Annotated in this window: 12 protein-coding genes; 2 read left to right on the top strand and 10 right to left on the bottom strand. The window is 35.0% G+C overall.

The annotated features are described in order from the left end of the window. The first annotated feature begins 234 nt into the window (after nucleotides 1–234). Nucleotides 235–717 carry a hypothetical protein gene (locus B6C99_RS12420; protein ID WP_086360112.1) on the top strand — a complete coding sequence of 161 codons (483 nt, stop codon included), beginning with the start codon at nucleotides 235–237 and terminating at the stop codon, nucleotides 715–717. Nucleotides 718–768: 51 nt separating this feature from the next. Here B6C99_RS12420 and B6C99_RS12415 read toward each other — a convergent pair whose 3' ends face one another. The 6 genes from B6C99_RS12415 to B6C99_RS12390 form a co-directional block, all read right to left on the bottom strand. Next, entirely contained in the window at nucleotides 769–1,992 is a 1,224-nt protein-coding gene (locus tag B6C99_RS12415; RefSeq protein WP_086360111.1) for an MFS transporter, read from the bottom strand. Nucleotides 1,993–2,279: 287 nt separating this feature from the next. Continuing rightward, on the bottom strand, nucleotides 2,280–3,392 hold the full coding sequence (locus B6C99_RS12410; RefSeq protein ID WP_086360110.1) for a cupin domain-containing protein: 1,113 nt from the start codon (nucleotides 3,390–3,392) through the stop codon (nucleotides 2,280–2,282). Next, complete coding sequence (locus B6C99_RS12405) at nucleotides 3,385–4,167, bottom strand: YchF/TatD family DNA exonuclease (protein WP_086360109.1); 783 nt, start codon at nucleotides 4,165–4,167, stop codon at nucleotides 3,385–3,387. The genes B6C99_RS12410 and B6C99_RS12405 overlap by 8 nt, the downstream gene beginning before the upstream one ends. A 21-nt stretch (nucleotides 4,168–4,188) precedes the next feature. Next, nucleotides 4,189–5,358 (bottom strand): lipopolysaccharide assembly protein LapB, encoded by a 1,170-nt coding sequence (gene lapB / locus B6C99_RS12400; RefSeq protein ID WP_086360108.1) that lies wholly within the window; start codon nucleotides 5,356–5,358, stop codon nucleotides 4,189–4,191. A 12-nt stretch (nucleotides 5,359–5,370) separates the two neighbouring features. Beyond that, entirely contained in the window at nucleotides 5,371–5,658 is a 288-nt protein-coding gene (locus tag B6C99_RS12395) for a LapA family protein (RefSeq protein WP_086360107.1), read from the bottom strand. Nucleotides 5,659–5,738: 80 nt separating this feature from the next. Then, the gene (locus B6C99_RS12390) at nucleotides 5,739–6,449 is read right to left on the bottom strand and encodes a phosphatase PAP2 family protein (RefSeq protein ID WP_086360106.1); all 711 of its coding nucleotides are present in this window, start codon (nucleotides 6,447–6,449) and stop codon (nucleotides 5,739–5,741) included. A 100-nt stretch (nucleotides 6,450–6,549) separates the two neighbouring features. On the opposite strand from B6C99_RS12390, the gene ribA reads away from it, so the two are divergent. Further along, entirely contained in the window at nucleotides 6,550–7,155 is a 606-nt protein-coding gene (gene ribA / locus B6C99_RS12385; protein WP_086360105.1) for a GTP cyclohydrolase II, read from the top strand. A 128-nt stretch (nucleotides 7,156–7,283) separates the two neighbouring features. Here the strand turns inward: ribA and B6C99_RS12380 are convergent, their stop codons facing one another. The 4 genes from B6C99_RS12380 to zipA all read right to left on the bottom strand — a co-directional run bounded on the left by B6C99_RS12380 (nucleotide 7,284) and on the right by zipA (nucleotide 11,209). Further along, nucleotides 7,284–7,472 carry a 2-hydroxymuconate tautomerase gene (locus B6C99_RS12380; RefSeq protein ID WP_086360104.1) on the bottom strand — a complete coding sequence of 63 codons (189 nt, stop codon included), beginning with the start codon at nucleotides 7,470–7,472 and terminating at the stop codon, nucleotides 7,284–7,286. A gap of 9 nt (nucleotides 7,473–7,481) precedes the next feature. Further along, entirely contained in the window at nucleotides 7,482–7,997 is a 516-nt protein-coding gene (gene luxS / locus B6C99_RS12375; RefSeq protein WP_086360103.1) for an S-ribosylhomocysteine lyase, read from the bottom strand. Nucleotides 7,998–8,066: 69 nt separating this feature from the next. Continuing rightward, entirely contained in the window at nucleotides 8,067–10,139 is a 2,073-nt protein-coding gene (ligA, locus tag B6C99_RS12370; RefSeq protein WP_086360102.1) for an NAD-dependent DNA ligase LigA, read from the bottom strand. A 176-nt stretch (nucleotides 10,140–10,315) separates the two neighbouring features. Then, entirely contained in the window at nucleotides 10,316–11,209 is an 894-nt protein-coding gene (gene zipA, locus B6C99_RS12365) for a cell division protein ZipA (protein ID WP_086360113.1), read from the bottom strand. Between the last annotated feature and the right edge of the window lie 29 nt (nucleotides 11,210–11,238).

Raw genomic sequence — 11,238 nt, 5'->3', positions numbered from 1 at the left:
AGCTATACCACCGCGGAAGTATATGGTGTAACTGGTGGTATGCATATTAATTAATTTTAATAATTATAATATTTTAAAGGGCTGTATTGGCCCTTTTTTTATATTATATATAATTAATTTTTTCTTTCTTTTTCAATGTGAAAAGTTGTGTATTTTTTTATGGTTATATTTTAAAATTTAATAGTCTTTTTAATCTGATTAAATCATTAATTAATTTTATAATAAGGAATTTATATGAAAGGTTTAAAATATTCGGCATTGTTCCTAATGGTTGCCGCTCTATTCGGTTGTGATGATTCAAAATCTAAACCGGCTGATAACACTGCTAATAGTGATCCAGCAAAAACAGTAACAGCTTCAAATGATACCGCTGCAAGTAAACCAGATTTAAGTAAAGATCAAGATAATTATATCAATGAAGCTAAACGCTTTTTGCCAGCAAAAGTGAGTGGTAATGTTAACTTAGTTGATCTTTATAAAGATAATAATACGATTAATTATAAGTATGAAATGAATATATCTAAAGATGAGATGGATATTGAACAAAGTAAAAAAACTACTGCAGAAGCGTTAAAAAGTCTTTATTGTATGGACAATAGTGAAATGAAAGCTTTCAAAACTGCATTTCCAGATGGCGCTATCCATAACTACTACATAAAAGATGAAATGGTATTTAGTATTCCGTTAAAACCTACTGATTGTAATAACCAAAACTAATCATTTCGGAGATTGAATTATTAAACAGGGCAATTTGCCCTGTTTTTATCGTTATTCTAGTGCTTTACCTTTGGTTTCTGGAATTAAGAATATAAAGGCTGCTGCGGATAGTAGGTATGCTCCTGATAGTAATGCTAATGCATAGCTGATCGAATAAATTGTTGCTAAATAAGCAATCAATACTTGCGATATGCCAGCAATACCACGACCGATGTTAAAGATGATATTCTCAGCACTTGAGCGCGCATCGGTGGTATAGTGCTCAGCCAATAATGCTCCATATCCCCCCATCATGCCATTAACAAAAAAGCCTATCACTGAGCCAAATAGAATTAGAATGGTGACCTCTTTTTGTTGGAAATAGAACCATATTGAAACTGCTGAGACAAATAAAAATACGATGTAAGAAGGACGGCGTCCGAATTTGTCACATAACCAACCAAAAATTAAGATCCCCAATGACATGCCAATAGTGGTTGAGATAGTCCAAAACATGGTATTTTTGAAAGGTAGATGATATTCAGAGGCAATCATATTCGGCATCCAAACCATTATGCCATAAAAGCCAAAATTCTGTACAGCGCAGGCAATGGTTAAGCCGATAGTGGTTGCAGTGATTCTCGGATTTTTAAAGAGTTTACTAATGGCGATATTATTTTGTTTCTGATCTTTTAGATTCTGCCAAATTTCAGGCTCTTTTAATCCTTTACGTGTCCATGCAACGAATAGTGCTGGTAATACACCCATGGCAAATGCCCAACGCCAGCCATGCACTTCACCAATAAAATTAACTGTTAAAGCGGCAAGAATTATACCCACTTGAAAGCCTAGTGCCACAATTGAGGTTGCTCGTGAACGTTTATGTTTTGGCCAACTTTCTGATACTAAAGTCATGCCGATACCAAATTCACCACCAAGGCCAAGTCCACTTAGAAAACGAAAAATAAGGAAGCACTCATAATTGGGTGAAATTGCACAAAAACCCGTGAATACTGAGAAGATTAAAATTGTCCATGAAAATACTCTAACTCGCCCATATTTATCGGCAAGGATACCAAAAAATATTCCTCCTAATACGGCACCTAATAATGTGGCTGAAGTTAAAGTGCCAAGATCGGCTTTGGTTAGGTTAAAACTGGTAGCAATTAGACTGAAACAGACACCTAAAATCATCATATCTAAACCATCTAATGCATAACCTACCGTTGATGCAAATAGGGTACGTTTTTGGTAAGGGGTGATTTGTTCATTTTGCTTGGTAACGTCAATGTTCATGTTTACCTCAAGTCATTTATAGTGGATCTGCGTCTCTTATTTAACAATTTTCTTCATATTGTTAAATTAAGGGGGAGTTTGGAGCGGGGCAAGTATATACTTAAAAGTGGGAAAAATCCAAATGAAAAGGCGAAATTGGCCGGTTTTATTTTATTTTTTATCGATTTGGCAAAATTATTCAGTTAGTCTTGTTAAATATCTCATTTTTGAGACAAATTAACCGATAATTCCACCATATCGTGACAATTTATCCTCGAATTTTTACTCAATAGTCTTGGTGTAAAAAGTTATTCTTCGTCAAAATACCAATAACCCAGATTAACGAATTCTAGCATAACGTTTAGGGTTTGTTCATCCTGCAATTGTTCGTAGTAAAGTACTTCCGATTCGCATAAAAGATCGATGGTTTCTATTGGTAATGGTATTTTGTTACCATTGATGTATGCGGTATCGTCTATTTTTACAATACGTATGCTTGGCACACGAAATAGTTCAGCTCCAGATTGCAATATTTCTTCAAATTCATCTAAGTCATAAGCAGGATCGACTGGGATGATGTTAAGTTCATGCATCGGCATGGTGATGTGTTTACCAAACCAATCATTGAATAGGGCTGGGTTTTTAATGAGGTCGATCATTTGCCCTTTTAGCTTTTCAAGTTCGTATGGTTGGATTCGATACGGATCGCTAGGTAACTTTAAGTCAGGGTCTTGATAGAAAATGCCATTGGGTAAGTTATCAATTACATAATCAGCAAAGCCACTAAGTAGTTCTTGTGATGTTTGGGTTCTAAAACCAACAGAATAACTTAGCGATTCACCAATTGATATGCCATTATGCGGAAAGCCGATTGGAATATATAAAATATCACCTGCGGTGATTTCTTCATCGATAATTGGCAGATAATCTTCTACATGCAGTAGTGCTTTGTGGGCACTAAACTGTTTATAATTAGGATTACGATCGCCAACTTGCCATCGACGACAACCTTTACCTTGGATAATAAATACATCATAATTATCAATGTGTGGCCCAACGCCAGCGCCCTGAGTAGCGTAGGAGATCATAAGGTCTTCAAACTGCCATTGAGGAATACATTTAAATGGTTCCACTAAGGTTGCCGCTTGTTCGTGCCAATGGTCTACTGCTTGTACAAGAAGACTCCAATTCTCCTCACCTAAGTGGCTGTAATCAATAAATGGTCCGTAATTAGCGTCCCATATCCCATTTTTATTGGTAACGATTCGGCTTTCAATTTCTTCTTCCATGGCAAGGCCAGCCAGTTCTTCAGGGGAGATAGGGTCGATAAAATTGCTAAAAGCATCGCGTAAAATGACGGGTTTTTTTTGCCAATAATTGGTTAAAAAATCATTCCAATCGATGGTTAATTTGTTACTCATTAAATGCCCCTTGTAAATTAAATAATTGACAAAAGTTGGTTGTCGTTTGTTGTGCAATGGTCTCCAACGAGACGCTTTTTAATGTGGCTAAGTAGTTGGCCACTTCGCGAACATAAGCTGGTTGGTTTTCTTTTCCACGATAAGGGACTGGCGCTAAATAAGGCGAGTCAGTTTCAATCAGGATACGATCTAAAGGTACATATCTAGCTACTTCACGTAAAGATTCCGCATTTTTGAAGGTGATAATGCCTGAAAATGAGATATAAAAACCGATATCTAATAGTGCTTTGGCTGTATCAATGTCTTCGGTGAAGCAATGTAACACACCAGAATAAGCCTGCTCTTTTTTTAAAAGTTTAAGTGTATCTTCTTTGGCGTTACGGGTGTGAACAATGATAGGTTTTTTTAATTGTTTGCCTAATTTTATATGTTCGATAAAGTTGGCTTGTTGTAATTCGATGTTGTCTTGTTGATAGTAATAATCAAGACCAGTTTCTCCAAGCGCGACAACATTGTCTTCTTGAGCAAGGCGAACAAAACGGTCGGCATCATAGGGTTCATCATCCAAATTAAGCGGATGGATCCCACAAGAAAATGAGCACTGTTTTTTATATGGTGTTAACATTGTTTTCATTGACTCATAATCTGACAATGTAGTGGCAACACTTAGACAATGCTTTACATCGTTGTGTAGTGCTTGTTGCAGAACGCTATTAAGCGTTTTATTAGTATAGTCCAAACTGTTTAAATGACAGTGTGAATCAATTAGAAACATATTTAACTCTTTTTAATTATTTCAATGATGTTCGAAATCACGAACTGGTTTTATGGTTGACCATGAGCGACAGCCCGGACACAACCAGTAGAGGGTATTAACCGTAAATCCACATTTTTGGCAACGGTAATTGGGAACCGATTTTATCTGTTCACCGACCATATTGCGAAGTAATAATAAACTTTCTTTGGCTTTTCCCTGTTCGGCATCGGCAACATGGTAATCCATTAAGCGATAAAATCCTTTTAGATTAGGGTGTTTTAGTAATTCACGATAAAGATAATATTGCGCCGCATCAAGTCCGTTATCTTTTTCAACCATATCAGCAAGCATCAGTTCGGCAACGTTTCCGGTGTCTTGTTGGACACAAATTTCGAGGAATTGCTTAAATCGTTGTGGCTGATTGAGTTTTGCATAACAGGTTTTTAACAGTGGTAGTGCTTCACCAATAAAGGCTTTGTCTTGGTTTAATATTTTTTCAAAACACTCAATTGCTTGTTCACATTTATCTTGCGACATAAGTACTCGTCCCAGCATTAGCGATGTTCGAGCACAATTATTATCTGCAGCCGCTGATTTTTTTAATAAGTTATAAGCTTGATCTAAATCATTATTGCTGATAGCAGTGGTGGCAAGTTCACAATAAAATTGGGCAATTTCCATTTTATATTTTTCTTTGCCAAGTTTAACTAATCTGCTAGCAGCGTTAATCGCGTTATTCCATTCGCTAGTTGATTGATAAATAATTAGTAGTTGCTGCAAGGCATGTTGCTGAAACTCTTCTTCATCAATAAGCTGTAAAAACATCTCTTCTGCACGATCATAAAAACCTGCCACCATGTAATCTCGACCAAGTTGTTGAATGGCTAATAGTCGTTGTTCAAAAGTTAAGGATGAACTTTCCATTAATGCTTGATGAATACGTATTGCTCGGTCAACTTCACCGCGTGAACGGAATAGATTGCCTAGAGTTAAATGTGCTTCTAGTGTACCGTCATCTTCTTTAAGCATATCAAGGAAAAGATCAACCGCTTTATCTTTTTGATTGGACAAAAGAAAATTAAGACCATCTACATATTCCCGAGATAGTCGGTTAGATTCATTTAAATATTTTTGTTTGGCATTTCTCCCCCCCATATACCAACCATATCCGGCAGCTATTGGGAGTAGTAGAAATAACAATTCAAACATAATTACCTATTTTTAGTTGGTTAAATTTTGATGATTTTTTTCATCATATTTTTTTTGTAACTTATTTAGTTTACGTTTTGTGGATGAGTATTGGAATTTTGATTTTAGGAAATATATACCTGTTAATAACCAACCGACCAAAAAGCCAGAACCAAACAAAATAGCAAGTAGTACAGACAACCTAACTTCAATTTTAGCAATTAAGTAGTTAAATATAACTAATTGATTATTAGCTGAACCTATGGTTATTGATATGGCGAAAATAAGAATTATCAATAAAATTGATATCACTAATTTCATAATTTTAACCTTATTATTTTATTAAAAAATATTTATTGAACTTTATTATAAAACTTATTGCTTATAAATTCATCTAACAACTATACTATATGCCATTTTCTAGCATAAAAACAGCAGATTAATGAAATTACCCAAGCAAGAACAATACCTAATATTAGATCATAAGCGGAATGCATGCCTAATAAAAGCCGACTAGTTTCAATCAGTAATGACCATATAATAATGGCGTTGACTATTAAAAAATGTCTTTTAAAGCTGAGTAGTGCTATTGCTAAAAAAGCCCAAGTTGCAGCAAACAATGTATGTCCTGAAGGAAAAGCGTAACCTGTTTCGTTTTGCCAATGTTGAGCCAACCAATTTGGAATAGTGTTTGAATTAGCAAGTAATTGTTCAATAGTGGCTTTTCGTTCTGCTCGTGTTTGGGAATAAAATTGTTTATCATTAAAATGATATTCTTTAGCTAGCCATAAAACGTATGGTCTTGATTCAGCTGTTTGTTGTTTGATAAGGCTTTTAATAATTTGACCTCCTAACATCGCACTGACTAAAATTAACAATAATAAGATTGTTTTTTTAGTTTTATTGGCTAGTAGTAAACAAAATAATAGAAACAACAAACCTGATGTGATGATTGCCCAAGGAAAGCTAGCTGTTTCGGTTAACCAAAAAAAATATTCAGATGTACTATTTATTGACGTCGGCTGCCACTGCCAATTTACGGCTGTTACAGATAACGGTATAATTAGAAATATTGTTAATACCGCTATTGTTTTTTTTATTACTAACCTCATTTAGAAACTCAATTAAGCGTAAAATTTGACTTATTTTAACATGGATGCACGATTTATTTTTATAAAATCTTCTATGTTATTACTGAATTTGGAGATAATAATGCAATTAAAACGTGTTGCACAAGCCAAACTGCCAACACCATGGGGATGTTTTACTATTGTTGGTTTTGAAGAAATTGCAACAGGTAAGGATCATGTGGCATTAGTATTAGGTGACATTAATGATCATTCATCCATATTAACACGTGTTCATTCAGAATGTTTGACGGGCGATGCATTATTTAGTTTACGTTGTGATTGTGGTTTTCAATTAGAAGCCGCATTAAAGCAAATCGCTAAAGAAGGAAAAGGGATTTTAATTTATCATCGTCAAGAAGGGCGTAATATTGGATTATTAAATAAGATCAGAGCTTATGCCCTTCAAGATCAAGGTTTAGATACAGTTGAAGCCAATGAGCAACTAGGTTTTGCACCTGATGAGCGTGATTTTACTTTGTGTGCTGATATGCTAAGGTTATTAAATGTTTCTCAAATTCGATTATTAACGAATAATCCAGAAAAGATAAAAGTTCTTGAACAAGCAGGTATTAATGTTACTGAACGAGTACCTTTGGAAGTGGGAGAAAACCCAAGCAACGAGTATTATTTAGCGACTAAAGCTAATAAATTGGGGCATTTATTACATTTACACCACTGTAATCATTAACTCTTTGAAATGTGAGTTTTACGAAGTTGCCGTATTTTTAATTTAGTTAAAATAATTATTTAATCGTTTAACCTCAAAATCTATCAGCGGTTTTGAGGTTAATTTTTATCTGTTAATAAAAAAATTTATTAATCTTTATCGTATCTTAGTACACCACCATTAGCAATTTGATCTTTTGAGACTTCATGCATAATAATTTGTACTGCTTCAGGTTTACAATTAAGCGTTTCAACAATGGCATCAGTTACTCGTTTAGCCATTTCACGTTTTTGTTCGATGGTACGTCCTTCTAAGAAGTCGATAACTACATTTGGCATAAATATCTCCTAGTGATTAATGCTGGCAATTTGTGCATCCGTTAATGCAATGTCTTGATTATGGCAAATACCAATACCTGATTGGATGATTTTTTCGGCAATGGCTTTGGCTTCATCTAATGAGTGCATGGTGTAGGTTCCGCATTGGTATTCATTTAATTCAGGAATTTCTGATTGAGATTTTACATTCATAACATCATGCATAGCTTGCAACCAAGCATTAACAACTGAAGACTCTTCTGGTTTGCCAATTAAACTCATATAAAAACCAGTTCGGCAACCCATTGGTGAGATATCAATGATTTCAACTTTATCACTGTTTAAATGGTCACGCATAAAGCCTGCAAATAAATGCTCTAAGGTATGAATACCTTTTTCAGGTAATAGTGCTTTATTAGGAATGGTAAAGCGAAGATCAAATACGGTAATGTCATCACCTTTTGGGGTTGCCATGGTTTTGGCTATTCGTACAAAAGGCGCTTTCATTTTGGTATGGTCAACTTTAAAACTGTCTAATAAAGGCATAATTTTCTCCTTGAATTTGGGATTAAGCCATTTTGCTTGATTAGCTTAATATACTCCACTATTTTATATTCATTGATTTAATAAGTTTATCAATTCTTGTTCATCAATCACTTTTATTCCAAGTTCTTGTGCTTTGGTTAATTTTGAGCCAGCTGCTTCTCCTGCAATGACTAAGTCGGTTTTTTTTGAAACACTACCTGTTACTTTAGCACCAAGTTGTTTTAATTTAGCTTTTGCTTCATCGCGCGTTAATATTGATAAAGTTCCTGTTAACACTACGGTTTTATCTGAAAATGGTGAGTCTGTTGTTAGCAGTTGAGCTTCAACATCTGGCCAGTGTATACCAATTTCCTCACTAATTAACTGATCAATTACTGTGCGGTTATGAGGTTCTTGAAAGAAGTCGATAATACTTTCTGCAATAACAGCACCAATATCATTTACCGATTGTAATTGTTCCAAAGATGCGTTTTCAATTGCGGTTAAATTTCCTAATTGATTAACTAAATTTTCCGCAGTGACTTCACCAACATTAGGAATACCAAGCGCAAAAATAAATCGATTCAAACTCGTATTTTTAGATATATCTAATGCGCTCAATAAATTATTAGCTAATTTTTCCCCAACTTTATCCAATGAGCATAGCATTGGTAAAGTGAGCTTATAAAGATCAGCTGGCGTTTTAACATAATCTTTATCAACTAGTTGTTCAATTATTTTATCTCCTAAACCTTCGACATTCATTGCTCGACGAGAAACAAAATGTTTTAAAGCTTCTTTGCGTTGTGCTTGACAAATTAATCCTCCCGCGCAACGAGATATCGCTTGTCCTTCATCACGGACAATGATTGAACCACAAATCGGGCAGTGAGTTGGAAAAATAACTTCTTTAGTATCTGCGGGTCTTCGATCTTTAATTACTGCGACAATTTGTGGAATAACATCGCCAGCTCGACGAACGGTGACATAATCACCCTCACGAATACCTAACCGGATGATTTCATCGCTGTTATGCAGTGTGGCATTGCTGACAATTACCCCGGCAACTGATACTGGCTCTAATCTGGCTACTGGTGTTATCGCACCAGTACGCCCGACTTGAAAGTCAACTTTATTTAACTTTGTTACTTCTTCTTGTGCTGGAAATTTGAATGCAGTAGCCCAACGAGGCGCACGAGCAACGAAACCAAGTTGTTCTTGTTCTGTAATGCTATTGACTTTGATTACAACACCATCGATATCAAAGTCTAATGACATTCTTTGATCACCAATTTGCTTAAAATAATCTAGTGCTTCTTGTGCGCCATGGCGAATTTGAACTTTGTTACTTACTGGTAGTCCCCAAGCTTTAAATTGCATTAGTCTTGCATAGTGAGTATTGGGTAAGTCTGCTCCTTCATTAATACCAACGCCATAACAGAAAAAAGTAAGTGGTCTTTTAGCCGTGATTTTTGGATCTAACTGTCTTAATGAACCGGCAGCAGCATTACGAGGGTTAGCAAATATTTTTTCGTTACGTTTTTCAGCTTCTGCATTTAATTTAGCGAAACCTTTATGTGTCATGAAAACTTCACCTCTAACTTCTAGGCGAGAAGGAATATTCTCACCCTGCAATACGAGTGGAATAGTTTTTATGGTTCGAACGTTGGCAGTAATATCTTCACCAGTCGTTCCATCTCCTCGTGTAGCAGCTTGAATTAATTGACCATTTTCATATAACAGACTTACCGCCAAGCCATCAAGTTTTAACTCGCAACAGTATTCAACGGCTTGATCTTCATCAAGCTCTAAGCGATCTTTTATTCTTTTATTAAAAGCGATAAAACTCGATTCATCAAAAACATTATCCAATGATAACATAGGTAATTGATGTCTGATCGACGAAAATTGTGATAATGGAGCTCCTCCAACACGTTGGGTTGGTGAGTCAGGGGTAATAAGTTCAGGATGAGCCAACTCCAGATTTTGCAGCTGTTTAATTAATTTATCATATTCCACATCGGGTATTTCGGGAGCATCTAACACATAATAACAGTATTCATGATGTCTTATCAGATCACGTAAACTAGAGATCTGTGTTATTACATCTTGCTTAGAGCTAGATGGCGCTACTGAATGTTCAGTTATATTTGATTGTGGCATGATTTTAAACTCTTAATTTATCACGAAGGTTTTTAAATTTATTACTAAAATAGTATTTAACTGTATTTAGAACAACAGATTTTACTAAATATAGTCAATTACATAATATAAGTTAGACTATTCCACTAATTTTTTAGTGGAATAGTAGCAAAAATGAGGAATTTTGAACAGCTAGCCTAAATTTCGTTACAAGCTTTTTTTATACGTTCTTTATAACTATCGATTTTTTGTGGTGTCATCATATGATGTTCGTCATCCAAAACAACACCATTAACATCATCGGCGATACGTTGTGCTGTTTGTAGCATTAATTTGAAATTTTGTTGATTGTTTCCATGAGTTGGTGCAACCATAAAAATTGATACACCAGGTGTTGTAAATTCGTGCATTGTTTCGGGATCTAGATACCCCGGACTAATCATATTGGCTAAACTAAATAATATTGGTCCATTGCCGGCAGGGTCAACATGGCGGTGGAAAATTTGCATATCACCAAATTGAAATCCAGATTGAATTATGCTAGCTAAAAGTACTTCACCTTGTAATGATTTTCCATTGATACCGGTTACGTTTAGGACAATGATTTCAGTTTGATTTTCATCGCTGAGATTTAGTTTTTCTTTTTTGTTGTTTTGATTTTCTGATGAAGTTTTCACCGTTTTTGAAGGTGATTTAGTTTCCGTTTTTTGAATTACTGGTTCATCAGCAAAAATATCTTGTTGGAAATTGATGATTGGCTCGTTATTTTCTTCATCGTCAATTTTTTGTTGATCTTCGTTTGAGAACAGATCTTCTTGAAGCGGTTGATTCTCTTCCTTTTCTGCAACTGCTACTGTCTCAATTGGATCCTTTTTTTCTTTATGATTATTTTTGGGTGTGAGTAAAATCACATCATCTTCTTCACCGTAGATATCTTCAAATTGCTGAGAATTTGGTTCAAATTTATTTTTTTTACTTGTCTTAAATAATGAAGAACGTTCCTTTTTATTGATCCAAAGCCCATGAATCAATAAAGCAATAATGACTAAGGACGCAACAACAATTAGAACAGTACGTAAATTATCCATAATACCCATCTCAGAATTAAATTAAATATAGA

This window comes from Gilliamella sp. N-G2 (assembly GCF_002142215.1).
In the GTDB taxonomy this organism is placed as follows: Bacteria; Pseudomonadota; Gammaproteobacteria; order Enterobacterales; family Orbaceae; genus Gilliamella.
Note: the sequence above shows the minus strand (reverse complement) of the source record. Positions and strands in the feature narration are given on the sequence as shown.